23 protein-coding genes are annotated in these 25,730 nt (G+C 70.9%); 8 read left to right on the forward strand and 15 right to left on the reverse strand.

From position 1 onward, the window contains the following. Window position 1 precedes the first annotated feature (1 nt). From BM204_RS00290 to BM204_RS00350, 13 genes are all read right to left on the reverse strand, one after another. A complete protein-coding gene (locus BM204_RS00290; RefSeq protein WP_091109453.1) occupies window positions 2-1,267 on the reverse strand; it encodes an ABC transporter permease in 1,266 nt (421 codons plus the stop codon). Next, window positions 1,264-2,403, reverse strand: coding sequence for an ABC transporter permease (locus BM204_RS00295; protein ID WP_091109454.1), 1,140 nt, complete (start codon window positions 2,401-2,403; stop codon window positions 1,264-1,266). The genes BM204_RS00290 and BM204_RS00295 overlap by 4 nt, the downstream gene beginning before the upstream one ends. Continuing rightward, window positions 2,400-3,968, reverse strand: a complete 1,569-nt coding sequence (locus BM204_RS00300; protein WP_091109456.1) for an ABC transporter ATP-binding protein — start codon at window positions 3,966-3,968, stop codon at window positions 2,400-2,402. Before BM204_RS00300 ends, BM204_RS00295 begins: the two co-directional genes overlap by 4 nt. 132 nt (window positions 3,969-4,100) lie before the next feature. Further along, window positions 4,101-5,150, reverse strand: a complete 1,050-nt coding sequence (locus BM204_RS00305) for a BMP family lipoprotein (protein ID WP_091109458.1) — start codon at window positions 5,148-5,150, stop codon at window positions 4,101-4,103. A 103-nt stretch (window positions 5,151-5,253) separates the two neighbouring features. Further along, window positions 5,254-6,444 (reverse strand): amidohydrolase, encoded by a 1,191-nt coding sequence (locus BM204_RS00310; protein ID WP_091109459.1) that lies wholly within the window; start codon window positions 6,442-6,444, stop codon window positions 5,254-5,256. A 55-nt stretch (window positions 6,445-6,499) separates the two neighbouring features. Further along, on the reverse strand, window positions 6,500-7,501 hold the full coding sequence (gene meaB, locus BM204_RS00315) for a methylmalonyl Co-A mutase-associated GTPase MeaB (protein ID WP_091109461.1): 1,002 nt from the start codon (window positions 7,499-7,501) through the stop codon (window positions 6,500-6,502). Between the two features lie 39 nt (window positions 7,502-7,540). Continuing rightward, window positions 7,541-9,739 carry a methylmalonyl-CoA mutase gene (gene scpA, locus BM204_RS00320; protein WP_091109462.1) on the reverse strand — a complete coding sequence of 733 codons (2,199 nt, stop codon included), beginning with the start codon at window positions 9,737-9,739 and terminating at the stop codon, window positions 7,541-7,543. After that, window positions 9,736-11,502 (reverse strand): methylmalonyl-CoA mutase family protein, encoded by a 1,767-nt coding sequence (locus tag BM204_RS00325; protein ID WP_091109464.1) that lies wholly within the window; start codon window positions 11,500-11,502, stop codon window positions 9,736-9,738. The genes scpA and BM204_RS00325 overlap by 4 nt, the downstream gene beginning before the upstream one ends. A gap of 60 nt (window positions 11,503-11,562) precedes the next feature. After that, the gene (locus tag BM204_RS00330) at window positions 11,563-12,300 is read right to left on the reverse strand and encodes a ribbon-helix-helix domain-containing protein (RefSeq protein ID WP_091109465.1); all 738 of its coding nucleotides are present in this window, start codon (window positions 12,298-12,300) and stop codon (window positions 11,563-11,565) included. 37 nt (window positions 12,301-12,337) lie between these two features. Next, complete coding sequence (locus tag BM204_RS00335) at window positions 12,338-13,285, reverse strand: hypothetical protein (protein WP_091109467.1); 948 nt, start codon at window positions 13,283-13,285, stop codon at window positions 12,338-12,340. Then, window positions 13,278-13,781 (reverse strand): hypothetical protein, encoded by a 504-nt coding sequence (locus BM204_RS00340; RefSeq protein WP_091109469.1) that lies wholly within the window; start codon window positions 13,779-13,781, stop codon window positions 13,278-13,280. The genes BM204_RS00335 and BM204_RS00340 overlap by 8 nt, the downstream gene beginning before the upstream one ends. A 1-nt stretch (window position 13,782) precedes the next feature. Beyond that, window positions 13,783-14,604, reverse strand: coding sequence for a hypothetical protein (locus tag BM204_RS00345; protein ID WP_091109470.1), 822 nt, complete (start codon window positions 14,602-14,604; stop codon window positions 13,783-13,785). Continuing rightward, a complete protein-coding gene (locus BM204_RS00350; protein ID WP_091109472.1) occupies window positions 14,601-14,951 on the reverse strand; it encodes a hypothetical protein in 351 nt (116 codons plus the stop codon). The genes BM204_RS00345 and BM204_RS00350 overlap by 4 nt, the downstream gene beginning before the upstream one ends. Before the next feature lie 126 nt (window positions 14,952-15,077). Here BM204_RS00350 and BM204_RS00355 point away from each other — a divergent pair, with 126 nt between their 5' ends. The 8 genes from BM204_RS00355 to BM204_RS00390 all read left to right on the forward strand — a co-directional run bounded on the left by BM204_RS00355 (window position 15,078) and on the right by BM204_RS00390 (window position 24,443). After that, window positions 15,078-16,142, forward strand: a complete 1,065-nt coding sequence (locus BM204_RS00355; protein ID WP_091109474.1) for a glycosyltransferase — start codon at window positions 15,078-15,080, stop codon at window positions 16,140-16,142. Between the two features lie 83 nt (window positions 16,143-16,225). After that, window positions 16,226-16,939, forward strand: a complete 714-nt coding sequence (locus tag BM204_RS00360) for a succinate dehydrogenase cytochrome b subunit (protein WP_091109476.1) — start codon at window positions 16,226-16,228, stop codon at window positions 16,937-16,939. Window positions 16,940-16,952: 13 nt separating this feature from the next. Continuing rightward, window positions 16,953-18,977, forward strand: coding sequence for a fumarate reductase/succinate dehydrogenase flavoprotein subunit (locus tag BM204_RS00365; protein WP_091109478.1), 2,025 nt, complete (start codon window positions 16,953-16,955; stop codon window positions 18,975-18,977). Further along, a complete protein-coding gene (locus BM204_RS00370; RefSeq protein WP_091109480.1) occupies window positions 18,974-19,717 on the forward strand; it encodes a succinate dehydrogenase/fumarate reductase iron-sulfur subunit in 744 nt (247 codons plus the stop codon). Before BM204_RS00365 ends, BM204_RS00370 begins: the two co-directional genes overlap by 4 nt. Before the next feature lie 169 nt (window positions 19,718-19,886). Further along, a complete protein-coding gene (locus BM204_RS00375; protein ID WP_170259049.1) occupies window positions 19,887-20,807 on the forward strand; it encodes a glycosyltransferase family 2 protein in 921 nt (306 codons plus the stop codon). 14 nt (window positions 20,808-20,821) lie between these two features. Beyond that, window positions 20,822-22,810, forward strand: a complete 1,989-nt coding sequence (locus tag BM204_RS00380; RefSeq protein WP_143099610.1) for a hypothetical protein — start codon at window positions 20,822-20,824, stop codon at window positions 22,808-22,810. Then, complete coding sequence (locus tag BM204_RS00385; protein ID WP_091109484.1) at window positions 22,807-23,520, forward strand: O-methyltransferase; 714 nt, start codon at window positions 22,807-22,809, stop codon at window positions 23,518-23,520. The genes BM204_RS00380 and BM204_RS00385 overlap by 4 nt, the downstream gene beginning before the upstream one ends. Beyond that, window positions 23,517-24,443, forward strand: a complete 927-nt coding sequence (locus tag BM204_RS00390) for a lysylphosphatidylglycerol synthase domain-containing protein (RefSeq protein WP_091109486.1) — start codon at window positions 23,517-23,519, stop codon at window positions 24,441-24,443. The genes BM204_RS00385 and BM204_RS00390 overlap by 4 nt, the downstream gene beginning before the upstream one ends. Here BM204_RS00390 and BM204_RS00395 read toward each other — a convergent pair. Together BM204_RS00395 and BM204_RS00400 are read right to left on the reverse strand one after the other, a co-directional pair. Further along, window positions 24,427-24,648: an SCO4848 family membrane protein gene (locus BM204_RS00395; protein WP_091109488.1), complete on the reverse strand. Its 222-nt coding sequence runs from the start codon at window positions 24,646-24,648 to the stop codon at window positions 24,427-24,429. The two genes, BM204_RS00390 and BM204_RS00395, sit on opposite strands and share 17 nt — an antisense overlap. Next, on the reverse strand, window positions 24,645-25,727 hold the full coding sequence (locus BM204_RS00400) for a YihY/virulence factor BrkB family protein (protein WP_091109490.1): 1,083 nt from the start codon (window positions 25,725-25,727) through the stop codon (window positions 24,645-24,647). Before BM204_RS00400 ends, BM204_RS00395 begins: the two co-directional genes overlap by 4 nt. Between the last annotated feature and the right edge of the window lie 3 nt (window positions 25,728-25,730).

Here is a 25,730-nt window from a genome sequence, read left to right on the forward strand (position 1 = left end):
GCTAGCCCGCACTCCCCTTGCGATAGATCTGGCCATCGGCTGCCGGCATGCGTAGTCGCTGGGAGGCGAAGGCAAGCACCAGCAGCGTGATGACGTAGGGCGTCATGCGGGTGAAGTCACCCGGCACCTCGTCGATCGAGAGGTAGAGCGCCCCGAGCAGGGCCCCCAGCCCCACGACGACGGCACCTGCGACAGCCTCGCCCCTGCGGACCTGCCACACGCCGAAGGCCAGCGCCAGCACCGCGATCGCGAGCAGCAACGCATGGACCGACGTGCCGCCCTGACGCAGCCCGAGCGTCTCGGTGTATCCGAAGAGCGCGGAGCCGCCGAGCAGCCCGCCGGGTCGCCAGTTGCCGAAGATCATGGCGGCGAGGCCGATGTAGCCCCGACCGCCGGTCTGGCCGTCGCGGTAGTTGCTCGAGGCGACCATGGCCAGGAAACCGCCGGCCAGTCCGGCGAGACCACCGGAGATGAGCACGGCGGCGAACTTGTAGCGCAGGACCTTGACGCCGAGCGACTCGGCCGCCGCGGGGCTCTCACCGACCGAGCGCAGCCGCAGACCGAACGACGAGCGCCACAGGACGTAGTAGGTCACGACGAGCAGCAGCAACGAGATCAGCACGAGCGAGGACAGGTTCGTCACGAGCGCGCGCAGCACGGAGGCCAGATCGGAGACCAGGAAGGTGCCCTGGTCCTCGATCTCCTTCAACCCGTCACTCAGCGGCCCGATCGTGATCGTCGGGACGTCGGGGATCTTGGGTGACTGGGTCTGGCCGCCGCCGGGCAGTCCGACGAAGGTCAGCGACGCGAGGTACTGGACGGCACCGAGCGCGATGATGTTGATCGCGACACCCGAGATGATGTGGTCGACGCCGAAGATCACGGTGGCGATCGCGTGGATCAGGCCGCCGAGCATGCCCATCAGGATCGCACCGATGACGGCTGCCCAGGCGCCGTAGTGGTAGCCGCAGTAACCGGCCCCCCACGTGCCGAGGATCATCATCCCCTCCAGGCCGATGTTGACCACACCGGCGCGTTCGGACCAGAGCCCGCCGAGGCCGGCCAGCATGATCGGCATGGTGGCGATCAACGTCGCCGCGATGGTGCCCGACGACGTCAGGTCGTCGGCGCCGGTGACGACCCGCAGGACCGAGAGCAGGAACAGTGCGGCGCCCAGGCCGATGAGCACCCACCAGATGCCGAGCTTGCGGCGGGGTTTCTTGGTCGGGGCGGCCGCGTCAGCGACCACGCTCACGTTGTCGCTCATGCCGTGACTCCCTTGCTCTCGTCGTGGCCCGTGCCTGCGGTCGGGGCCGGAGGCTCGTCGGACTGCTCCAGTGCCCGCGCCACGTGGCGCTGCTCGAGCCGGACGCCGTAGCGACGGACGACCTCATAGCTGACGACCACGGTGAGCACGATGACTCCCTGGGTGATCGCGACGATGTCGGGCGAGACCCCGATGATGATCTGGAGGGGGTTGGACTGCTCGTCGAGGAACGCGAAGAGCAGCGCACCGACCGCGATCCCGACCGGGTTGTTGCGACCGAGCAGCGCGATGGCGATGCCGGCGAAGCCCAGGCCCGACTGGAAGGTCGAGCCGTAGGCGTAGGCATCACCGAAGAGGATCGGCAGGCCCACCAAGCCCGCGATCGCCCCGGAGATCAGCAGCGCACCGATCGTCATGCGGGTGACGTTGATGCCGCTCGCGACGGCCGCCGTCGTGGACTGGCCGGTGGCGCGCAGGTCGAAGCCGAAGCGGGTCTTGTTCAGCACGAACCAGAAGAGGAAGCCGAAGAAGGCGGCGATCACCAGGAAGCCGTAGAGCGAGATCGCCGGGTTGTCGCTGAACGGGATCGAGGGGATCCGGCTCCCCTCGGGGATCTCCTTGGTGCCGATCTCGTTGCTGCCCGCCTCACGGACCGCGACCTTGCGCAGCAAGTAGGCGACCAGGCCCGTGGCGATGAAGTTGAGCATGATTGTCGAGATGACCTCGCTGACGCCCCGCGTCGCGCGCAGGACACCGGCGATGCCCGCCCACGCGGCGCCGACCGCCATCGCGCACACGATGGCCAGGGCGGTGTTGAGGTAGCCCGGGAGCCAGGCCTCACCCGCCACCACGGCTGCGGTGAAGGCCGCGACGCGATATTGCCCGTCGACACCGATGTTGAAGAGGTTCATCCTGAACCCGACCGCGACCGCGAGCCCGGAGAGGTAGAGCACGGTGGCGTTGTTGATGATGTTGGCCATGTTGCGCTCGGCCGGCACCTGCAAGATCGTGCTCCACACGCCCCCGACGGGGTCGCCGGCGATGATCAGCACCAGGCTGGTGATCGCGAACGCCGCCACGAGGGCCAGCAGAGGTGCTGCGAGACCGAGGACCAGCCTCGTCACACGGGGGCTCATGCGGTCTCCCTGCTCGTCGTGTCGTCGCCGGCACCGGTCATCGCCGAGCCGAGCTGCTGGGGGGTGACGTCGCTGGGGTCGAAGGAGCCCACGAGGCGACCTCGCAGGATCACCTCGATCCGGTCGGAGAGACCGATCAGCTCGTCGAGGTCGGCGGAGATCAGCAGCACCGCGAGGCCCTCCCGGCGTGCCTTCTTGATGTGGGCCCAGATGGCGCCCTGGGCGCCGACGTCGACGCCACGGGTCGGGTGCGCTGCCACCAGCAGGATGGGGGCGCCGGCCATCTCGCGCCCGACGATCAGCTTCTGCTGGTTGCCGCCCGAGAGGGCGCGGGCCAGCGTGTCGACGCCGGGCGTGCGGACGTCGTACTCGTCGATGATGCGCTGGGTGTCGGCGCGCGCGGCGCGCTTGTCGATCAGGCCCCTGCTGGCGCTGGGCTCGCGGGTCTGGTGACCCAGGACGCGGTTCTCCCAGAGGGGGGCGTCGAGCAGCAGGCCGTGACGGTGACGGTCCGCGGGGATGTAGCCGATGCCACCCTCGCGGCGACCGCGCGTGGAGGTCGTCGACAGGTCACGCCCGTGCAGGACGACATCTCCCGTGGCGCCCTTGCGCATGCCCATGATGGACTCCACGAGCTCGGCCTGGCCGTTGCCCTCGACACCGGCGATGCCGAGGACCTCGCCCTTGTGGATGTCGAAGGAGATGTCGTCGAGCAGCGGGCGTCCCTCGGGGCTCGGCAGGGACAGGTGCGCGATGTGCAGCAGCACCTTGTCGGTGACCGTGGAGGCCTCCGTGCTCGGCGACGGCAGCTCGGAGCCCACCATCAGCTCGGCCAGCTGGCGGGCAGTGACGCCGACGGGGTCGACCGTGCGCACGGTGGTGCCGCGGCGGATCACGGTGATCTCGTCGGCGACGGAGAGCACCTCGTCGAGCTTGTGGGAGATGAAGATGACCGCGAGGCCCTCGGCCTTCAGCCCGCGCAGGTTGTGGAAGAGCTCGTCGACCTCCTGCGGCACCAGGACGGCGGTCGGCTCGTCGAGGATGATGACGCGGGCGCCGCGGTAGAGGACCTTGAGGATCTCGACGCGCTGACGCGCACCGACGCCGAGGTCCTCCACGAGGTGGTCGGGCTCGATGCCGAGACCGTAGGCGTCCGAGATCCGCTTGATCTCGGCCCGCGCGGCGCCGCCGATGCCGTGGAGCTTCTCGGCCCCCAGGACGACGTTCTCGAGGACGGTGAGGTTGTCGGCCAGCATGAAGTGCTGGAAGACCATGCCGACGCCCTGCTTGATCGCGTCGGCGGGCGAGCCCAACGAGACCAGCTCGCCACTGATCTCGATCGTGCCCGAGTCGGGCGCCTGGACCCCGTAGAGGATCTTCACCAACGTCGACTTGCCGGCGCCGTTCTCCCCCACGATCGCGTGGATGGTGCCGCGACGCACGTCGATGTTGACGTCGTCGTTGGCGATGACGCCGGGGAAGCGCTTGCCGATGCCACGCAGGCGTACGGCGAGTGGTGCCTCGCCTGCCGGCGGCGCTGCCGGAGCTGGAGCTGGGGTGGACACGGGGAGACCTCCTCGGGATTGCGGCCGAGGCTACCGGCACGCCTCAGGACCTGAAATGACGAGGGGACCGCAGGAGCACCGTGGCGCTTCCTGCGGCCCCGTCGAGGTGTTACCTCAAGCGACTGGAACCGATCACGGAGTGGTCGGGACCTCGATCTCGCCGTCGATGATCTGCTGCTTGAACGCGTCCAGGTCGCCGACGATGTCGTCGATCTGGCCACCGCTGGTGGAGTAGCCCACGCCGTCGACCGCGAGGTCGTAGCGGGTCACGCCGGCCGGGGTGGAGCCGTCGACGACGCCCGCGAGGTACTCGTAGACCGCGACGTTCACGTTCTTGAGCATCGAGGTCATGATGACGCCCTGGAGCGACGGGTCGGCGGTGTTGTACTGGTCGGCGTCGACTCCGATGGCGAGTGCGCCGGACTCGGAGGCCGCCTCGAAGACACCGCCGCCGGAGCCGCCGGCAGCGTGGTAGACGATGTCGGCACCGTTGTCGTACATGCCCTGTGCGGCCGTCTTGCCCTTGGCCGGGTCACCGAAGCCGGAGAAGTCCGGGATCTGGGTCAGGTAGGTCGACTGGATCTCGATGTCGGGGTTGACCGCCTGGGCACCCGCGATGTAGCCGGCCTCGAACTTCTGGATCAGCGGCGTCTCGACGCCACCGATGAAGCCGACGTTGCCCGACTCGCTCTTGAGAGCGGCCGCGGCACCGACGAGGAAGGAGCCCTGCTCCTCGGCGAAGACCAGGCTGGCGACGTTGGGCACGTCGACCAGGCTCTCGTCGTCGATGATGGCGAAGTCGACCTCGGGGTATTCGGCGGCGACCTTGCCGACCGAGGCGGCGTAGGCGAAGCCCACCGCGATGATCGGGTTGTAGCCGGCGTCGGCGAAGGTGCGCAGGCGCTCTTCGCGAGCGGTCTCGGCCTCGCCGTCCTCGGCCTCGGACTCCTGGGTCTCGACACCGAACTCCTCGACCGCCTGGTCGAGACCGGCGGCTGCGGAGTCGTTGAAGGACTGGTCGCCTCGGCCACCGACGTCGTAGGCCATGCCGACCTTGACGTCAGAGGTGGGGGCGTCCCCGCCCGTGGGGGTGTCGCTGGCCTCGGTGTCGTCGCCGCCGCAGGCAGCGAGCGAGAGGATTCCGGCCGTGAGCAGGGCCGCGAGCTTCGTAGTGCGTCGCAAGACGCCTCCTTGGTTCTAAGGGGATCCCCAGGAAGTTCGGGGGTTGAATCAGTTCAGCACCCTAGGCCCTCCGGTGGCTGCGGTGCGGCCTGTGACGAAGTTGTTACCTACCCGCGAGGCCGAGGGCCGTCACGGCCGCTCCGGCGAGGATCCTGGCCCCGATCCCGATGGCCCGTTCGTCCACCCGCAGGTTGCCCTGGTGCAGCTCGTAGGTCGGTCCGCCCCGTGCCCGTGTGCCGAGGCGGAACATCGCTCCGGGAACCGTGTCGAGGTACCAGCCGAAGTCCTCACCCCCGAGGCTCTGCAGCACGCCCACCTGCGCCTCGGGCCCCAGTCCCTCGCGCACGGCCGCAGCGAGCACCGCGATGGAGCCGGCGTCGTTGACCACCGGTGGAACACCACGCTGGTAGTCGACCGTGGCGGTCACGCCGTAGGGGCGCACCAGGTCGTGGATGGCATCGCGGACGATCTGCTCGCACTCGTGCCAGGCGACCGCGTCGAGGATGCGCACGGTGCCGGCGGCCAGGCCCCGGTCGGGGATGACGTTGGCCGCGGACCCGGCCTGGATGATCCCCCAGACGACGCTGACCCCGGCCCGGGGATCCATGCGCCGGCTGAGCACCGCCGGCAGCTCGGTGGTGACCTTCGCCAGCGCGAAGGTCAGGTCGCCGGTGAGGTGCGGCCGCGAGGTGTGCCCGCCGGTGCCGGCGAGGCGGACCTCGATCCGGTCGGCTGCACTGGTGAGCGATCCGGTGCGCAGGCCGATGCTCCCAACGTCGATCGCCGGGTCGCAGTGCAGCGCGAAGATCTGCTCGACGTCGTCGAGGACGCCCTGCGCGATCAGGTGGAGCGCACCCCCGGGCATGACCTCCTCAGCCGGCTGGAGCAGCAGCCGCACCCGGCCGTCGAGCGGGTGCTCGTGAACCACCTGGGCCAGGGCGAGCGCCGCACCCACCAGCGCGGCGACGTGCACGTCGTGGCCGCAGGCATGGGCCAGGCCGGCCACCGAGCTGGCCCACGGCTCCCCCGTCACGTCCTGCACGGGCAGTGCGTCCATGTCGGCGCGCAGGGCGACCACGCGCCGACCGGTCCCGAGCTCCGCGACCAGCCCGGTCTCGGGCGTGCGCGTGACCCGCCAGCCGGCGGCCTCGAGCCGGGCAGCGACGAGGTCGGTGGTGCGGTGCTCCGACCACGACAGCTCGGGATGCAGGTGCAGGTCCCGACGCAGCCCGACCAGCTCGGCGTCGTGCTCGTCGACGACGGAGGCGATGGTCTGGGCGGCAGTCTCGGTCATCAGCCGATACGTTAGTTCACCGGCGAGCAGCAGCGAGGTGCGGCTCGGATGACGCTCAGGCGTCCTGGTCGTAGGCGGCCAGGATGCGGTCGGCGGCGACGGTCGCCGGCAGCTCCCCCGCCAGCACCCGGGCGCGCACGTCGTCGCGGATCTCGCGCACCCCGGGCGAGTGCCGCAACCGCTGCTCGAGCTCGTCGCGCACCAGCGCCCAGGTGAAGTCGAGCTGCTGCTCGGCGCGCTTGGCGCTCAGGCCCTCCGCCCCGAGGTGCGCCCGGTGCGCGAGGACCCGCTCCCACAGGTCGCCGACACCGACGTCGGTGAGCCCTGAGCAGGTGACGACCGGTGGCGCCCACTCCCCCTTGCCGCGCACCAGACGCAGGGCGCCAGCGAGCTCACGGGCGGCCCCGCGGGCCTCCTGCTCGCGGTCACCGTCCGCCTTGTTGACCGCCACGACGTCGGCGATCTCGAGGATGCCCTTCTTGATGCCTTGCAGCTGGTCGCCGGTGCGCGCGAGGGTCAGGAACAGGAACGTGTCGACCATGCCGGCCACGGTGACCTCGGACTGCCCGACGCCGACCGTCTCGACCAGCACGACGTCGTACGACGCCGCCTCGAGGACCGCCATCGCCTGGACCGTCGCCCGCGCGACGCCGCCGAGCGTGCCGGCGGACGGGGACGGGCGGATGAACGCCTGCGGGTCGGCCGCCAGACGCGCCATGCGGGTCTTGTCGCCGAGCACCGACCCGCCGGTGCGCACCGAGCTGGGGTCGACCGCGAGCACGCCGACGCGATGACCTGCGGCGGTGAGTCGCGAGCCGAGCGCCTCGATGAAGGTGGACTTCCCGACGCCGGGCACGCCGGAGATCCCGACGCGGACTGCCGGGGCCCGGTCGCCGGTGTCGAGACCGGCGAGCTCGGTCAGCAGCGCCCGCGCCTCGACCCGGTGCTCGCGCCTGGACGACTCGACCAGCGTGATGGCCTGCGAGACCGCAGCACGCCGGCCGGCGCGGATGCCCGCGACGAGTCGCGCGACCTTGTCCTCGGCCGTCTCCCTCATGCCGGGCACACCATCGGGCACACCATCGGGCACACCCGACTAGTGGTCCAGCTGCTCCCGCAGCCGGGCCAGCAGGTCGAGGGCCGACTCGGCGATGACCGTGCCGGGCAGGAACACCGCGACGGCGCCCATCTCCTTGAGCACGGGCACGTCGTCGGGCGGGATGACGCCACCGATCGTGATCATGATGTCAGGGCGCCCCTGCTCGGCCAACGCGTTCTTCAGCGCGGGGAGCAGCGCGAGGTGGCCGGCAGCCAAGGACGAGACCCCGACGACGTGCACGTCGGCGTCGACCGCCTGCTGCGCGACCTCCTCGGGGGTGGAGAACAGCGGGCCCACGTCGACGTCGAAGCCCATGTCGGCGAAGGCGGAGACGACGACCTTCTGGCCGCGGTCGTGGCCGTCCTGGCCCATCTTGGCGACCAGGATGCGCGGTCGGCGCCCCTCGGCCTCCTCGAACTCCGCGGTGGCGTCGAGCACCTGCTTCACGAGCGTTCCTGCGGCGCTGCCGGCCTCGTCCCTGAACACGCCGCTGATCGTACGGATCACCGCCTGGTGGCGCCCGTAGACCTTCTCCAGCGCGTCGGAGATCTCACCGACGGTGGCCTTCGCGCGCGCCGCGTCGACCGCGAGCGCGAGCAGGTTGCCGTCGAGCGAGGCCCCGCTGGTCGAGCCGGCCGACGCGCCGCGCTCGGCACTGTTCGTCAACGCCTCGAGCGTGCGTCGTACGTCGTCGTCGTCGCGCTCGGCGCGCAGGCGCTCGAGCTTGGCGATCTGCTGGCGGTAGACGTCGTCGTTGTCGACGCGGAGCACGTCGAGCTTGTCCTCCGCCGCGAGGCGGTAGGTGTTGACGCCGATGACCTTCTGGGTGCCCGAGTCGATGCGCGCCTGGGTGCGGGCGGCCGCCTCCTCGATGCGCATCTTCGGGATGCCCTGCTCGATCGCCTTGGCCATGCCGCCGGCTGCCTCGGCCTCCTGGATGTGTGCCCAGGCGCGCTCGGCCAGGTCGTGGGTCAGGCGCTCGACGTAGTAGCTGCCGGCCCACGGGTCGATCGTGCCGGTCGTGCCGCTCTCCTGCTGGAGCAGCAGCTGGGTGTTGCGCGCGATGCGGGCCGAGAAGTCGGTCGGCAGCGCGATCGCCTCGTCGAGGGCGTTGGTGTGCAACGACTGGGTGTGGCCCTGCGTCGCGGCCATCGCCTCGATGCAGGTGCGGCCCACGTTGTTGAAGACGTCCTGGGCGGTCAGCGACCAGCCGGAGGTCTGGCTGTGCGTGCGCAGGCTGAGCGACTTGGGGTTCTGCGGCTCGAAGTCGCGCACCAGCCGGGCCCACAGGGCACGAGCCGCCCGCATCTTGGCGATCTCCATGTAGAAGTTCATCCCGATGGCCCAGAAGAACGAGAGCCGTGGCGCGAAGTCGTCTATGCCCATTCCTGTGGCGAGGCCGGCGCGGATGTACTCCACGCCGTCGGCCAGCGTGTAGGCCAGCTCCAGGTCGGCCGTCGCCCCGGCCTCCTGGATGTGGTAGCCGGAGATCGAGATCGAGTTGAAGCGCGGCATCTTCGCCGCGGTGTAGCTGAAGATGTCGGAGATGATCCGCATCGACGGCGCCGGCGGGTAGATGTAGGTGTTGCGGACCATGAACTCCTTGAGGATGTCGTTCTGGATCGTCCCCGCGAGCTGCTCCGGCTTCACCCCCTGCTCCTCGGCCGCGGCGATGTAGAGCGCCAGGACGGGCAGGACCGCACCGTTCATCGTCATCGACACCGACATCTCGTCGAGCGGGATGCCGTCGAAGAGGGTGCGGGTGTCGTAGATCGAGTCGATCGCCACGCCGGCCATGCCGACGTCGCCGCGCACGCGCGGGTGGTCGGAGTCGTAGCCCCGGTGCGTCGCGAGGTCGAAGGCGACGCTGAGGCCCTTCTGGCCGGCCGCGAGGTTGCGGCGGTAGAACGCGTTGGACTCCTCCGCGGTGGAGAACCCGGCGTACTGACGGATCGTCCACGGCTGCGTGGTGTACATCGTCGGGTAGGGCCCGCGCAGGAACGGGCTCAGGCCCGGCAGGGTGTCGAGCGCGTCGAGGCCCTCGAGGTGCTCGGGGCCGTAGACCGGGAGGATGTCGATCCCCTCGGGGCTCGTCCACGGCGTTGCGCCGAGCGCGCCGATCGAGCCGGGCGACGCAGGAGCCCGCGTCGAGACCCCCTTGAGCGGCAGCGCAGCGAAGCTCTTCGGAACGCTCATGCCAGCTTCTCCCTCGTCCTGGTCAGGAAGTCGAGCGCGTCCACACCGAGGACGAACCCGTCGTCAGCGCCGTACGCCTCGCTGGCGGAGCCCGTCGAGACCCCCGCGAGCACGACATGCCTCGCGCCCGCCCCGCGGAGCGCGGTGATGGCCTCCTGGCCCCACTCGGCGTACGTCGTGTCGCTGCCGGCCAGGCACACGACCGGCTGGTCGGCGTAGGCCGCGAGCAGGTCGTCCACGCCTGACGTGGCACCGGCGACCTCGACCGCGATGCCTCCTGCGGCGAGGAGGTTCGCGGCGAACGTGGCCCGAGCCGTGTGTGCGGCGATGGTGCCGAGCGTGGACAGGAAGACCGGGGTCATGGCCGGGTCGTCGCGGAGGGCCTCGAAGCTCGCGCCGTAGCGACGTACACCGTCGAAGGCGCCGTCGGCCCGGCGCTCGGGCCGCGTCTCGGCGAGGTGGGGGAACTCGGTGAGCCCGGTGATGGGCATCCGGCGTTTGGCGACCAGAACCTCGCGCTTGCCCGCCGCCTCGGCGATGCGCTCCTCGAGGGCGGCAGGTCCGTCCTCCTCGATGCGACCGAGCTCGGCCCAGCCTGCGACGGCGAGGTCGTCGGTGAGCTTCTCGACGGCGTAGGAGCCGCCGGCCGGGTCGGCGACCTTGGCGACGTGGGACTCGGAGATGAGCAGCGCGGAGGTGTTGCGCGCGATCCGGCGCCCGAGCACCTCGGGCGCGCCCAGCGGGCTGTCGAAGGGCAGCACGGTCACGGCGTCGGCACCACCGACGCCGGCGGCGAACGCGGCCACCGTGGTGCGCAGCATGTTGACGTAGGGGTCGTAGGTGCTCATCATCGGCCGGCTCGTGACGACGTGCTGGCGCTGCGTGGTCGTCGTGCCCTCGCTGAGCTCGACCACGCGCGCCCAGAGGCGACGCGCGGCCCGGAGCTTGGCGATGGTGGCGAACTGGTCGTCGGTGGCGGCGTAGCGGAACTCGATGAGCCCGGCCGCCTCGTCGACCGACAGACCGGCCCCGGTCAGCCGGCGCAACGCGTCGGCCCCGGCCGCTACCGACCAGCCGAGCTCCTGGGCGTCCGAGGCGCCCCGGTCGTGCACGGCGGTGGCGTCGACCACGACTCCGAGGACGCCGCGCTCGTGGGCGAGCTGCGCCACCTCGACCAGGCTGTCGCCCGAGCCGCCGAGGTTGGTGCCGGGAGCCGGCGTCGTGTCGCCGAGGACGTCGAGGAACACCCGGGCCAGCGCGAGCTGGTCGTCGGTGGCGTCGAGCACCACGGGCGCGAGGTCGAGGAGCACGTCGTGGAGGAGGCTCGCGAGGTCGGCGTCGGCGGCGACCTGGAGCCACAGCGACGTGACGCCGCCGTTGAGGTCGACCAGCGCGGTCTCGTTGAGCGCCTTGGCGTCCTGGCCGTCGTGGGCACGGAGGTGAGCACGGATGTCCCAGTCGCCCGAGCGGGTCGGGCGACCGCTGGTGCTGAGGTCGTCGAGGAGGGAGGCGGTGCCGAGGGGCGTGACGTCGATGCCGTCGAGCGTGGTGCGCGTCAGCTTCTTCCAGACCAGCGAGTCCGGGTCGTCATCCTTCATCCGGCGCGACTTGCGCAGCACGGCCGCGGTCGCGGCCTCCCAGTCCGCCAGCGTGTGCCGGTCCTCCGGCGAGGCCAGGTCGAGGGTCCCCTGCTCGGGCTCCAGCTCCGTGGGCTCGTCCAGGCCGCCGTCGACCCGTGCGGCGGGAGTCCCCTCAACAGTCATGGTGCGAACCATAGGAGCAACCCGAGAACCTGTTCCAGGGAGTGTGACGTTGTGGACAGGTCACGACGTCGGTGACCCGATGTGGGAGCGGAGCGCGTCCTCCACGACCTGCTGACGGGTCCGGCCCTGCTCCGCGGCCCGCCGGTCCACGGCATCGAGCAGGTCGGGCGGCACCGCGACGCTCGCGCGCACCCCGTCACCGCGCTCCTCGGGCCCGAACTTCGCCAACGCCGCGACCACCACCGTGCCCAGCACGTCGAGGATCGCGATCACCCCGATCAAGCGCGCCGTGACGTCGTCGTCGGCGTCCGCGCCGAGCACCAGGGCGCTCAGGATCGCGGCCAGCAGCGTCGCGAGGAGAAGGGTGAGGGCGAGGAGGACGCGCAGGCCGGGACCCCGTCCGGCCACGAGCACCAGCAGCAGGCAGGCCTGCGCCAACGTCGCGGCGGCGATGGTCCCCACGCCGAAGGCCTCCACGAGCCCGTCCGCGAACCGGTCGTCCCCGCCCCAGATCATCAGCAGCGAGGTCGCGAGGGGGACCACGGCGGCGAGGCCTCCGAACGCGCCCACGGCCTGGTACGACGTGCCGGCGGTGGCGAGGTAGCAGAGGACCGCGACGCTCACGACCCCCACGACCAGGGTCGTGAGCAGCACCTGCACCTGGGTCTCGCCGAACTCCCCGCCGCCGAGCAGCGCCAGCACCCCCAGCAGGGCGGCGACCGAGAAAGACGCGATCGTGACGATGACGATGACGCGGCGCGCGGGCGTTGCCCCCGGGGCCGGGCGGGCTGTGGTCATGCGGCATGGTGCCACGCCGGCGCCGGCGCCGGCGTGGTCACGGGGCAGGAGCAGTGAGCTCTCCGGTCACCTCGGCGACGCCGGGACCCTGCGAGGTGGTGAGGCTGCGCGAGTAGCTCAGCCTCCGGGCAGCACCGACCTCGCTCGCGAACACCGACTGGGTCCGCAGGACGCCACCGGAGCCGTTCTCGTCCAGCAGGACGGCCGTGGGCTCCGCCCCGTCGAGGCTGATGGTCTCCTTCTGCTCGACGACGGGCTGGTCCTCGCCCTCGACCGTCACCTCGGCGACGGTGACACTGAGGTCCGCCACGACCCAGGTCGTGCCTGACGCAGCCCACCCGAGGTCGGTGACGTAGGGGAGCTCGACGAAGGCGGCCTCGCAGGTCGCCTCGCCCACCACTGTGGCCGGCGACAGCACCGCAGGGCACTCCGGCCTCGTGGGCTCGTCCGTGATCTCGTACATGGGTGCCGCGACACCGGCCTCGAGGCCCGACCCGTCGCCCTGGACGGTCTGCTCGACGCCGTCGAAGTCCACGGCGAGCGTCACGTCGGCGGCGATGACGTCGTCCCCCGCCGGCACGAAGAAGGTGGCGCCCGCCACCCCTCCGGCCGAGGTGTCGTAGGCCGAGCCGAGGTCGTGCCAGGCACCGTCGACCTGCACCCGCACGTCCGCGGGCACCTCGTCGGCGATGAGGAAGCCGGACACCAGGGAGGGAACTCCCGCCCCGGGCTCCCAGGTCCAGTCGACGCCCACGAACCGACCGTCGCTCGGCGCGTCGGAGGCTGCCCCGTCGGGGATCTCCTCGGCGTCGGTGACCTCGAAGGTCAGCCGGCCGTGCGGCAGCTGGACGAGGCTCTGCTCACCCTCGATGCTCGCACCGGCGGCACCCACGACCACGTCGTCTTCCTCGTCGCCGCACGAGACCAGCGCGAGGCCGGCCAGGCACGCGACGAGCGCCCCGGCGACACGTCGTGCCTCACTCATGGTCGTGGTAGACGCGGATGTTGAGCAGACGCACTTCGTCGGCGAGCCGCAGCGCCACGGCGTTGGCGACCTCGGTCGCGGACGCGGCAACGCCGTCGCTCCCACGGCGGTCGGCGGTGCCGGGGGCGATCTCCCACGACCAGGTGGAGAGCCCGACGACGGTGAGCGTCATCGTGGCGTCCGACGAGGTCTCGCTCACGCTCAGCTGCTCGTAGCGGCGCGCGAACTCGTGATCCTTCTCGGTCTCGGGCTCGGGCGCACCGGGCTGCATGGTCTGCTCCTCGATGCGCTGGAGTCGCTCGGCCCGGTGCACGAAGATCAACCGGCAGAGGCGGCCGAGCTGGACGGCTGTCTCCCGGTCTCCGGCTCGTGCGGCATAGCCCGGCGCGATGGTGATCGTGACGTCGTACTTGCCTCGGAGTCGTCCGAACAGCTGCTCGTTGGGCGTCATGACCTCGAGGTCGATGCGGGCCGCCGCCTCGGGGTAGGTCGTCATGTCAGCCCCTCCCTTCGATGCCACCGGGGCCGTCGAAGAGCGAGACGGAGCTGAGGAGCTGGTAGCCGTTGCCGCCCTCGGCGAGCGCCTCGTTGACGCCGTCGAGCGCGGCCTGGATCTTGGACTCGGTCTCGTGGAGCTTCTCCTGCAACGTCTGCAGGGCCGATGCCATCTTCTCGACGGCCTCCTCGGGAGTGTCGATGTTCCAGTCGGTCGCCACGCCCGAGCCGACCACCGCGAAGACCCCGGCCACGGCGGCGACGCTGGCGCCGGCCGTGGGCACCGCGAGCACCACGCCGACCACGGAGGCGGTGACGGTGATCCAGAACGACGCCTGCCCGCTGCCGGTCTCGCACATCTTGTCGGCCGCGCTGATCGCCTTGTCGGCGATCTCGTTCAGGTCGTTGGTGGCGGCCTCCCACATGGCCTTCTCGGCCTCGGCGGCGCCGTAGAGCACGGCCGCGGCGTTGTAGAGGTTCTTGGTGACACCGGGGAACGGGGTCTGGACGTGGTCGCGGAACGACTCCATCGCCTCGCCCTCCCACTCCGTCAGCTCGCCTGCCACGCTGTTGATCTCGAGCAGGTTCATGTTCACCGACACCGGAGTGTTGCTGATCGGGTCGCTGTCGACCTCACCCGAGGACAAGTTCGTCATCGCAGCGGCGAGACTGGTCATGGCGGTGTCGAACTGGCTCGGCTCGGGCATGTCGTCCCACGGCTCGAAGAGACCGGGGATCGAGTTGATGGCCTCGTCGTGCGACGGGTGGCCGCACCCGTTGCGCAACGCCTCCTGGATCCCGGCGGCCTTGCCCATGATGCTCACTGCGGGAATTCTCCACCGTGGTTGCGGAACGCGGTCGACGTCGCCGCGTCGACGTCGGCCAGGTCGCGCGCGGTCTTCATGATGTTGATGCCCGCGGTGTCGAGCTGCTGGCCCAGGGTCTCCAGGCGCATCGAGAGCGAGCTGCGCGCGGCCGAGAACGAGTCGTAGCAGCCGGACGCGCCGAGGCCGAGTGCCGCGGAGCGGCTCATCGCGGAGTAGATCGTGGCCCCCTGCACGTTGTCGGCGGCACCGTTGACCTCCCCGGCCACCAGCGGCAGGGTGCTCTTGCCCTTCAGGTAGAGCTCGGCCAGCTCGGCGCCGACCTGCGGCCCGTGTGGTTGGTTCATGGCCCTGCCCTTCGGATGACGGTCGAGACGACCGGGTACCTACCCGGTGACGACGCGGCCAAACTGTTCACGGCGCGGCCATCCGAAGGCAGGGGCGTGGTCGCTCGGTCGGTCCATGATCTGGCCATGCGGATCGCCCTGGTGACCGAGACGTTCTATCCCGCCGTCGATGGCACGACGACCACGCTCAAGGCCGTGGTCGACCGCCTCGTCGACACCGGGCACTCGGTCCGGATCATCGCGCCGGCTCCTGGCCTGACCTCCTACCGCGGCTGTGACGTGGTCCGGGTCCGACCGCTGGAACCGGTCGGCGCGCAGGTGCGCGCCGCGCTCGACGACTTCGCCCCGGACCTGGTCCACGTCACCTCGCCCGGCCCGCTCGGTCGCAAGGCCTTGAAGCACACGCACCGCACCACAGTGGCGTCGCTCGTGGTCGAGCAGTCGCCGGTCCTCGACCAGACCGCGGACTACTGGCGCGCCAAGGTGGCGGCCCGTGCCGATCGCGTGCTGGTCACCTCCTCCTGGATGGTCGAGCGGATGACCGAGTTCGGCGTCGACGTCGACCTGTGGCGTCCCGGGGTCGACTCCACGGCGTTTACCCCCTCCCTGCGCGACGAGTGGCTGCACGGCTCCTGGTCACGCTCCCGCTCCCGCGCCGTCCCACTGGTGGTGGTCGGCTTCGTCGGGAGCCTCCACAAGCGCCACGGCGTACGACGCCTGGCGGAGCTCGCCTCCCTGCCGGGGATCCGTCCGGTGGTCATCGGCGACGGCCCGCAGCGTGGCTGGCTCGAGGAGCGGCTGCCCGACGCCAAGCTCACCGGGACCCTCACCACCGGCGACCTCACCGTCGCCCTGCCCTCGCTCGACGTGCTGGTGCACCCGGGCGAGCACGAGACCTGCTCGCACGTCCTGCGCGAGGCCGCGGCCAGCGGCGTCCCGGTCGTGGCCCCCCGCTCGGGCGGCGCGACCGACGTGGTGCGCAGCCTCGAGACCGGGCTGCTGCACGCCCCCGGTGAAGGTCGTTCCTTCCTGCAGGCCGTCGAGTCCGTCGTCTCCGACCGCCACCGAGCGCTGCTCGGGGCCCGGGCCCGCGAGCTCGCGCTGGAGCGCACCTGGACCGAGGCCGTCGACGAGCTGGCGACGACCATGGTCGAGATGACGGCCGCACCGCGCACCACTGCACCGCGCTGATCCGTGGCAACGACCCCGGCTGGGGTGTTTGTCACACGCCCCGCGGCACGCACGTGTCCACCACGGACGTAAAGTGGGTTCTCGTGGCAACCACGGACTCACGACCGACCCTCGTCAAGGGCTCGCGCGCATCGCGCTCGACCATCTCACTGAAGCTCATGATGGCCGTCTCCGGCCTCGTGTTCATCGGCTTCGTCCTCTCGCACATGTACGGGAACCTCAAGGCGTTCGGGGGCGAGGAGAAGTTCAACGACTACGCCGAGCACCTGCGCACCATCGGTGAGCCGTTGCTCCCCGAGTCGGGACTGCTGTGGATCCTGCGACTGGGCCTGATCGTCTCGCTGGTGGTCCACGTGACCAGCGCGCTGATCCTGGCCCGTCGCGCCCGCGCGGCCCGCCCTGTGAAGTACGCCGTGAAGAAGAACCGGCACTCGTCGATCTCCTCGCGCACCATGCGCTGGGGTGGTGTGACGATCCTGGTCTTCCTGGTCTGGCACCTGCTCAACTTCTCCATCGGCAAGGTCAACCCCGCAGGTGGCGAGACCGACAACCCCTACACCCTCATGGTCGACACCTTCGACCTGTGGTGGATGACGATCATCTACCTCGTGGCGATGACGGCGCTCGCTCTCCACCTGCACCACGGCACCTGGAGCGCCGCGCAGACGCTCGGCCTCACCAACACCGCCGCGTCCCGCACGCGCGCCAAGCTCGCCGGATGGGTCCTGGCGGTCGTCGTTGCTGGCGGCTTCTCGCTCGTGCCCCTGTCCGTCCTGCTCGGCATCATCGAGAAGTAAGGGAGTCCTCGACATGGCTGGATCCACCCTCCACGACGGCACCACGCCGCTCAACAGCGCTTCGGTGCAGACCTCCGACGACGCCCACGGCTACTACACGCCCGGCGAGAACATCGTCGACGCCGCCGCTCCGACCGGTCCCATCGCGGACCGCTGGACGACGCGCAAGTTCGAGAACCGCCTGGTCAACCCGGCCAACCGCCGCAAGCTCGACGTGATCATCGTCGGCACCGGCCTGGCCGGTGGCGCCGCCGCCGCGACGATGGGCGAGGCCGGCTACAACGTGAAGTCCTTCTGCTACCAGGACTCCCCTCGACGGGCGCACTCGATCGCCGCCCAGGGCGGCATCAACGCGGCCAAGAACTACAAGGAGGACGGCGACTCGACGTTCCGTCTCTTCTACGACACGGTCAAGGGCGGCGACTACCGCTCGCGTGAGTCGAACGTCTACCGACTGGCCGAGGTCAGCGTCAACATCATCGACCAGTGCGTCGCCCAGGGCGTCCCGTTCGCGCGCGACTACGGCGGTCTTCTCGACAACCGCTCCTTCGGCGGCGTCCAGGTCTCCCGCACCTTCTACGCCCGCGGCCAAACCGGCCAGCAGCTGCTCCTGGGCGCCTACCAGGCCATGGAGCGCCAGGTGGCGGCCGGCACGGTCCAGCAGTTCACCCGCCACGAGATGCTCGAGCTGATCGTCGTGGACGGCAAGGCCCGCGGCATCATCGCCCGCGACCTGGTCTCCGGCGAGATCGAGACCCACCTCGCCGACGCCGTCGTGCTCGCCTCCGGCGGCTACGGCAATGTCTTCTTCCTCTCCACCAACGCGATGGGCTCCAACGTCACCGCGACGTGGCGCGCGCACCGCAAGGGCGCCTACATGGCCAACCCGTGCTACACCCAGATCCACCCGACCTGCATCCCGGTCTCGGGCGAGCACCAGTCCAAGCTGACCCTGATGAGCGAGTCGCTGCGCAACGACGGCCGCATCTGGGTGCCCAAGAAGGCTGAGGACTGCGAGAAGGACCCGCGCGACATCCCCGAGGAGGACCGCGACTACTACCTGGAGCGGATCTACCCCGCGTTCGGAAACCTGGTGCCCCGCGACATCGCGTCGCGCCAGGCCAAGAACGTCTGCGACGAGGGCCGCGGCGTCGGCCCGACGGTCGGCGACTTCCGCCGCGGCGTCTACCTCGACTTCACCGACGCCATCGCCCGCTTCGGCGACGACGGCATCCGCGAGAAGTACGACAACCTCTTCGACATGTACGCGCGCATCACGGGCGAGAACCCCTACGAGGTCCCCATGCGGATCTACCCCGCCGTGCACTACGTGATGGGCGGCCTCTGGGTCGACTACCACCTGCAGTCCAACATCACCGGGCTCTTCGTGACCGGCGAGGCCAACTTCTCCGACCACGGCGCCAACCGCCTCGGCGCCTCGGCGCTGATGCAGGGCCTGGCCGACGGCTACTTCGTGCTGCCCAACACGATCCGCGACTACCTCGCCGACGGCCCGTTCCCGGCCGTCACCGAGGAGCACGAGGCTGTCGTGGCGGCGCGCGAGCAGGTCGAGTCGCGCATCGCGAGGTTCCTCTCCATCAACGGCACGCGCTCCGCGGACAGCTACCACAAGGAGCTGGGCCAGATCATGTGGGAGTACTGCGGCATGGAGCGTTCCGAGCCCGGTCTGCGCAAGGCCATCGACATGATCCAGCAGCTCAAGATCGACTTCTGGACCAACCTCAAGGTCCTCGGCACCGCCGAGAGCCTCAACCAGAGCCTCGAGAAGGCCGGCCGCGTCGCCGACTTCATCGAGCTCGGTGAGCTGATGTGCATCGACGCCCTCAACCGGCGCGAGTCCTGCGGTGGCCACTTCCGTGCCGAGTCCCAGACCGACGAGGGCGAGGCGCTGCGACACGACGAGGAGTTCGCCTACGTGGCGGCCTGGGAGTTCGGTGGCGACGAGGGCCAACCGGTCCTGCACAAGGAAGACCTGATCTACACGGCCATCGAGATGAAGCAGCGGAGCTACAAGTGAACCTCACCCTCAACATCTGGCGTCAGGCCCACCAGGACGCGGCCGGTGCCATGCACCGATATCACGTCACGGACATCTCCGAGGACATGAGCTTCCTGGAGATGCTCGACGTCCTCAACGAGGACCTCAACGTGAAGGGCGAGGACCCGGTCGCCTTCGACCACGACTGTCGCGAGGGCATCTGCGGCTCGTGCGACCTGATGATCGACGGCCAGGCGCACGGCCCGGAGGTCACCACGACCTGCCAGCTGCACATGCGCTCGTTCACCGACGGCCAGGAGATCACCATCGAGCCGTGGCGCGCCAACGCGTTCCCGGTCATCAAGGACCTGATCGTGGACCGCTCGGCCTTCGACCGGATCATCCAGGCCGGCGGTTACGTCTCGGCCAACACCGGCTCGGCCCCGGAGGCCAACTCGGTGCCGGCACCGCGGGACAAGGCCATGCGCGCCTTCAACGTCGCCACCTGCATCGGCTGCGGGGCTTGCGTCGCCGCGTGCCCCAACGGCTCGGCCTCGCTGTTCCTCGGCGCCAAGATCACCCACCTCGGTGAGCTGCCGCAGGGCCAGCCGGAGCGCTACACCCGCGTCGTCGACATGGTCGCCCAGCACGACCACGAGGGCTTCGGCGGCTGCACCAACATCGGCGAGTGCTCCAGCGCCTGCCCCAAGGAGATCCCGCTCGACGTGATCTCCCAGCTCAACGCGGACCTCCGGACCGCGCTGCGCCAGGGCAGGTAGTCCCACCCAGCTCCACCTCGAGGGCCTGCCCGGATCATCCGGGCAGGCCCTCGTGCTGCCCCGGACCGACGGCGCACCTGCACGACCAGGTCACTCCTCGCTCACGCCCGGTTCACGTCGCCTCGCGATCCTGCCGCATGACCCCGCCCCCCTCCGAGGAGCTCCCGTCGTGCTGCGAGTCGTCGTACCTGCCCTGAACGAGGCCGAGAACCTGCGTGTCCTGGTGCCACGCATCGTGAGCGAGATCGAGCTGTTCGCCCCCGGAGGTGGCGTCCTGGTCGTCGACGACGGCTCGAGCGACGACACCGGCAAGGTGATGGCCGAGCTGATGGCCGACCTGCCCTCGGTGGAGCTGATCACCCTGCGCCACAACCTCGGCAAGGCCGCCGCGCTCCAGCGCGGCTTCGAGGCCGCGCTCGAGGACGGCGCCCAGGTGGTCGCGATGATGGACGCCGACGGGCAGGACGACCCGCGTGAGCTCGGTCGGCTGCTGGAGGCCGTCGAGCAGGGGGCCGACCTGGTCACCGGCGCACGTCTGAAGCGCCAGGATCGACTGGTGAAGCGCCACACCTCGCGGCTCTACAACCGCGCCACCGCGATGTTGTCCGGCGCGCCGGGACGAGACTTCAACTCGGGCTTCAAGATGATGCGAGCCGGCGTGGCCGCCGACGTCTCGCCGATGCTCTACGGCGAGATGCACCGCTACCTCACCGTGATCGCGCACGGCCTCGGCTACCGGGTGACCGAGGTGCCCGTGGCGCACCATCCGCGCATGTCGGGCTCGAGCAAGTACGGCCTGGCCCGCTTCTGGCGTGGCTTCGTGGACCTCCTGACCGTGCGCTTCCTGCTCAGCTACGAGCACCGGCCCTCCCACCTGTTCAGCGCCGTCGGCGCCGTCAGCCTGCTCCTGGGCGTGCTGACGTTGGGCTACCTCACGGTCGTCAAGCTGACCGGGCAGTCGATCGGCGAGCGGCCGCTGCTGCTGGCCGGGGTGCTGTTCGTGGTCGTCGGGGTGCAGCTGGTGCTCTTCGGGCTGCTCGCCGAGCTGGTCGTCAACGCGCGCAACCGCGGGACCGAGCGGCGTACGTGAGGATGCCCTCGGCCGTGCCGGCCCCTCGCCCGTTGGTGCTGCTCGCCGGTGTCGCCGTCGCGGTGGGCGTCGCCATGACCGTGGTCGGCGCCTGGCGCACCGGTGTCTCCTGGGACGAGACCTACCACGTGATGCGGATGCGCAACTACCTCGCGTCCGGGTGGTACCTCCTCGACGGCGACCTGCTCGCCGGTCAGCCCGGACCGTGGGAGGACCAGCGCTACGTCTACGGACCCGTCACCATGGGGCTGGCCCACCTGTGGTCCATGGCGTGGGGCCTGGAAGGTCCCGGCCAGGTCTCGGCCAGCCCGGAGGCGTTCGCCGCCCGGCACCTGGTCGTCGCACTCCTCTCGTTCGTCGGGGTGGCCGCCGCCGCCGTGCTCACGCGGGTCGTCACCGGGCGCTGGACCTGGGCCTTGGTGAGCGCCGCCCTGCTGGTGTCGGTCCCGACCTGGACCGGGCACGCGATGTTCAACGTCAAGGACGTCCCGGTGGCCACCGGCTACACGCTCACGACGCTCGGGCTGGCCGTGCTGTGGGTGTCCTCACGGCTGCGCTACCAGGCCGCCGGCTGCGCCACGATCGCAGCCGGCATCGTGCTGGCCGTAGGGACCCGGCCGGGCATCTGGCCGGGCCTGGTGCTGGCCGGCACGCCGGTGCTGCTGCTCGCGCTGCGTCAGCGCGACCGGGTCCGGCTCTCCCTCCTCGTCACCGCCCTGGGCGCCGCGGCACTCGTGCTGGTCCTGGTCTATCCCGAGGCCTTCGGCGCCCCCGTCGACGCTCTGCTGGGCAGCGCCCTGGAGTCCTCGCGCTACGACGGACGCCAGGGCGACTGGTGGTACCTCCCGCTGTTCCTGCTCATCGAGCTGCCGACGCTCCACCTCCTGCTCGGGACGATCGGCGTCGTGGTGTGCGTCCGGCTCCTCGCCCGGGAGGACGTGCCTGCGGGTCGGCTGCGCCTCGTGCTGGTCCTGGTCCTGCTGCAGGCCCTGGCCCTCCCGGCGATCGCCGTCGCCCGGGAGTCGAACCTCTACACCGGCCTGCGCCAGCTCCTCTTCGCCGCACCCGCCCTCGCTGTGCTCGCCACCCTGGGCATCCAGGCCGTGCTGCGCGCGGGCCGGGGCCGGGGGGTCGTCCTGCGACGAGCAGCGCCGGCGCTGGTCGCGCTCGCCGTGGTCAGCCCGTTGGTGGCCCAGGCACAGCTGTTCCCCTACAACTACGCCTACTCCAGCGAGCCGGCCACGATCGTCGGCCCGATGGCAGCCGCCCACGACCGGGAGTGGGAGATCCCCACCGACTACTGGCGCACCAGTGTCCGCGAGCTGGCGCCCCTCGTACCCGTCGGCGGACTGGTCACCTGCTCCCCGTCGTACGACGAGGAAGGTCGCTCGGTGCCCTACTCGCACGAGAGCCACCAGAACTGTGCGAGCGACCCCGTCGGACCGCTGGCGCCCTACGACGACCGGCGCGCCGCCAGCTGGCCGGACTCGCCCACGCAGTTCCTCGCGATCGACACGGGCACGGAGTTCACCGGCGACAACTGCCGCACCCTGGCGGAGGTGACCCGGAGGCTGCACTGGCGCACGGTGACGATGTCCTACGTCGCCACGTGCGACCTCGTGCTGGAACCCTATCCCCAGGCCGGACTGGTGTTCTCCGGGGAGGGCGCCGGCAGCCAGGTGCTGCTCGACGGCTGGTCGCTGCACCGCGCCGACCCCGGCATCGGGATCCTCCCCGGCGCCGGGACCGCGAGCCTGGGCCTCACGCTGCCCGACGAGCTCGCCGGCGGCACGGTCGTGTTCCGGGCCACCACGACCGGGACCACCGACGTCTCCCTGACGGCCAACGGCACTCCGGTCCCGGCGACCACCTCCGGCCAGGCCCTCACCGCGCGGATCGACGCCGCGGTCGTCCGGGCCTACGGCGAGGGGCGGCTCGTGCTGCGCCTCTCGGGCGACGGGCTGAGGCTGCTGACCCTGCGGCTGACCGGGGCCGTGTCGTGAGGCGCGGCTATGTCGCCCTGCTGCGCGGCCTGCGGCTGCTCCTGAGGGTGACCGGCCTGCTCGGACTGCTCGACCGGGCCGCGCGCCGCTGGCCCACGGCCCTGTGGGTCCGGTCGTGGTTCGCCGTCTACGACCTCGACGACCTGGTGGCGCTCGACCTGCCGTGGTGGACCTTCGAGGCCGTCGAGGCCGTCGAGGCCTTCCTGCGCGGGCGACCGGGCGCGACGGTCTTCGAGTGGGGCTCCGGCGCCTCCACGGTCTGGCTGGGGCGGCGCAGCGGGACCGTCCACAGCGTCGAGCACGACGCCGACTGGGCGACCCGGATGACCCCGGTGCTCCCGCCGGGCGCCCACCTGCGGCTCGCACCCGCCGTACGCGTCGACGGACGGGCGACCTTCGGCTCTGCCAAGCCCGGCTTCGACCACCTCGACTTCACCGACTACGTCGCCGCGATCGACGACGTGCCGGGCCTGCTGGACCTGATCATCATCGACGGACGGGCCCGCGAACACTGTCTCGAGCGTGCGGTGCACCGGCTCTCCCCCGGCGGCCTGATCGTCCTGGACAACGTCGAGCGCGCCCGCTACCGCGAGGCCCTCGCCCGGCGCGACGACGTCGACGTGCGCTGGACCCGCGGACGGACCCCGACGCTGCCCTACCCGACCCGCACGGCCCTGGTGTCCCGGCGGGAAGCGCAGGTCGCCTCATGAGGCCCTGGCTGCGGCGCCACGGCCTCGACGTGGCCCGGTGGGTCTTCCTCGCGCTGGTGCTGGTGGGCGCGTGGTGGAGCCTGCACGACCGTGGCGACGAGGTGATGGCCGCGGTCACGACGACCTCGCCCGTCGGGGTGGCGATCGCTGCGGTCCTCGTGCTCCTGGGCCTCCTGGCCACCAGCACGGCGTGGCTGCGCCTCCTCCAGGGCTTCGGGCACCGGCTGCCGGGCACCTCGGGACGAGCGGTGTTCTTCGTCGGCCAGCTCGGCAAGTACATCCCCGGGTCGGTCTGGTCGATGGGCGCCCATGCCCAGCTGGCCCGCAGCCACGACGTCCCGCGGCGGGTCACCGTCAGCACCTCGCTGGTGTTCCTGGCGCTCAACCTCGCGACCTCGGGACTGGTCGTCGGCGCCGCTGTCCTCGCCGGCACCTGGGAGTCGGTGCTGCCCCGGTGGGCGGTGCTCGTGGGGGTCGGTGCCTGCCTGGTCGGGCTGACCCCGCCCGTGATCAACCGGGTGGGCAGCCTGTTGAGCCTAGGCGCCGGTGAGCTGCGCCTGCGCGGTCGCGACGTCGTGCTCCTGGTGGCGCTGATGGCCTTCACGTGGAGCTGCTACGCCGGGCTCATCGTCGCCGTCGCGCCCCAGCCCGACGCCGGCCTCTTCCCGTTGGCCGCCGGCGCGTTCGCCCTCGCCTACGCCGTGGGCGTGCTCGTCGTCGTCGCACCGGCGGGGGTCGGGGCCCGCGAGGTCACCCTGATCGCCCTGCTCGCGCCGGTCCTCGGGGTCGCCGGCGCCACCGGTGTCGCGCTGCTGACCCGGGTGCTGCACAGCGGGGGTGACCTGCTGCTCGCGCTGCTGGCCTGGCTGCACGACCGCCCACGCGGTGGGGTCCCTCGCAGGGACCTCACCGGGTCTGCTTGAAGGCCCTCCAGCCCCAGGAGCCGAGGAGCGCGGCGATGGCGATGTTGACCACGATCAGGATGGTGTGGGCGACCCAGTAGCCGGTGGCACGGTCCTCCCCCGACTCGTAGGCCGACCACAGGGTCCGGGCGAACTGCCCGAAGGTGATGACGTTCCAGGCCGCGACGGCGAGCAGCAGGACGGCGTGCTTGCGCTCGACCCTCATCGGTGGTCCTTCTTCCTCAGCACGGCGGTCACGGCGAGCATCGCCGCGGCGCCACCGACGAACGGTGCCTTCCAGGACCCCGCACCGGTCTGGACGGCCCCGGAGGCGCCTGAGGCGCGCGCTCCGGCGGTGACGGCCGGTAGGTCGGCCAGCGACGGCACCTGGGGGCCCTGCATCATGGCCGGCTCCTCGACCCTGGCCGCGCGGGCCTCGGGGGAGGTGTGGGCCCACGCGGCGGCGTAGAGCACGACCCGGGAGAAGTAGCTGATCCACACGACCAGGATCAGGGCGGTGCCGAAGGCCTGGAACGCGGGCTGGCCCCGCGTGGCGCTGAGCAGGCTCCCGGACAGCAGCTTGAGCAGCTCGAAGCCGACCGCACCCAGCAGCGCACCGGACACCAGCGAGCGGCGGGGCGTGTGGGGGTCGGCGAGCAGCCGGAAGAGCGCGAGGAACAGCACGGTGGACGCCGCCAGACCGAAGGCGGTGCCGATGACCCACAGCAGGGGCTCGAGGGCGAGGCCGAGACCGACCCACTCCAGGATCTGCCCCGAGAAGCCGGAGACCAGACCCGAGATGCCGACGCTGAGGATCAGCGTCACGCCGACGGCCGCGAGGGTCATCAGGTCGCGCAGCTTGCCGACGACGAAGGTGGGCTGCTCGAAGGACGGCATCTCGAAGGCGACGAGCAGGGCGTCGCGCATGCTCGAGAGCCAGCCCAGCCCGGCGTAGAGGACGCCCAGGAGACCGAAGCCGACGGCCGCGCCCGCCGCGTCCTCGATCTGCGACAGGGAGATCTGCCCCTCCTTGTTGCCGATCATCCCCGGGAAGACCTGGTCGATCGCCTCGATCGTCGAGACGCGCGCGTCGGGATAGAGGTAGGTGAGCCAGCCGATGACCGCGAACGAGAGGGCGAGGATCGGGAAGAAGGACAGGAAACCGAAGTAGGTGACGGCCCCGGCCTGCTGGCCGGACTTCACCGCGCCGTAGTGCTGCTGCATGCGCACGACGTGGTCGATCGCCGGACGCCGCTCTCGCAGCGCGGCGAGGCGTGCGGTGAGCCGTTGCTTGAAGGAGGCCATGCG

Origin of the sequence: Nocardioides psychrotolerans (assembly GCF_900113685.1) — a bacterium.
Lineage (GTDB): Bacteria > Actinomycetota > Actinomycetes > Propionibacteriales > Nocardioidaceae > Nocardioides > Nocardioides psychrotolerans.

Bases quoted from the DNA above. Each gene is read 5' to 3' on its own strand.
- BM204_RS00290 (WP_091109453.1), bottom strand. From the start codon at position 1,267: ATGAGCGACAACGTGAGCGTGGTCGCTGACGCGGCCGCCCCGACCAAG.
- BM204_RS00295 (WP_091109454.1), bottom strand. From the start codon at position 2,403: ATGAGCCCCCGTGTGACGAGGCTGGTCCTCGGTCTCGCAGCACCTCTG.
- BM204_RS00310 (WP_091109459.1), bottom strand. From the start codon at position 6,444: ATGACCGAGACTGCCGCCCAGACCATCGCCTCCGTCGTCGACGAGCAC.
- meaB (WP_091109461.1), bottom strand. From the start codon at position 7,501: ATGAGGGAGACGGCCGAGGACAAGGTCGCGCGACTCGTCGCGGGCATC.
- scpA (WP_091109462.1), bottom strand. From the start codon at position 9,739: ATGAGCGTTCCGAAGAGCTTCGCTGCGCTGCCGCTCAAGGGGGTCTCG.
- BM204_RS00325 (WP_091109464.1), bottom strand. From the start codon at position 11,502: ATGACTGTTGAGGGGACTCCCGCCGCACGGGTCGACGGCGGCCTGGAC.
- BM204_RS00330 (WP_091109465.1), bottom strand. From the start codon at position 12,300: ATGACCACAGCCCGCCCGGCCCCGGGGGCAACGCCCGCGCGCCGCGTC.
- BM204_RS00335 (WP_091109467.1), bottom strand. From the start codon at position 13,285: ATGAGTGAGGCACGACGTGTCGCCGGGGCGCTCGTCGCGTGCCTGGCC.
- BM204_RS00340 (WP_091109469.1), bottom strand. From the start codon at position 13,781: ATGACGACCTACCCCGAGGCGGCGGCCCGCATCGACCTCGAGGTCATG.
- BM204_RS00350 (WP_091109472.1), bottom strand. From the start codon at position 14,951: ATGAACCAACCACACGGGCCGCAGGTCGGCGCCGAGCTGGCCGAGCTC.
- BM204_RS00355 (WP_091109474.1), top strand. From the start codon at position 15,078: ATGCGGATCGCCCTGGTGACCGAGACGTTCTATCCCGCCGTCGATGGC.
- BM204_RS00365 (WP_091109478.1), top strand. From the start codon at position 16,953: ATGGCTGGATCCACCCTCCACGACGGCACCACGCCGCTCAACAGCGCT.
- BM204_RS00390 (WP_091109486.1), top strand. From the start codon at position 23,517: ATGAGGCCCTGGCTGCGGCGCCACGGCCTCGACGTGGCCCGGTGGGTC.
- BM204_RS00395 (WP_091109488.1), bottom strand. From the start codon at position 24,648: ATGAGGGTCGAGCGCAAGCACGCCGTCCTGCTGCTCGCCGTCGCGGCC.
- BM204_RS00400 (WP_091109490.1), bottom strand. From the start codon at position 25,727: ATGGCCTCCTTCAAGCAACGGCTCACCGCACGCCTCGCCGCGCTGCGA.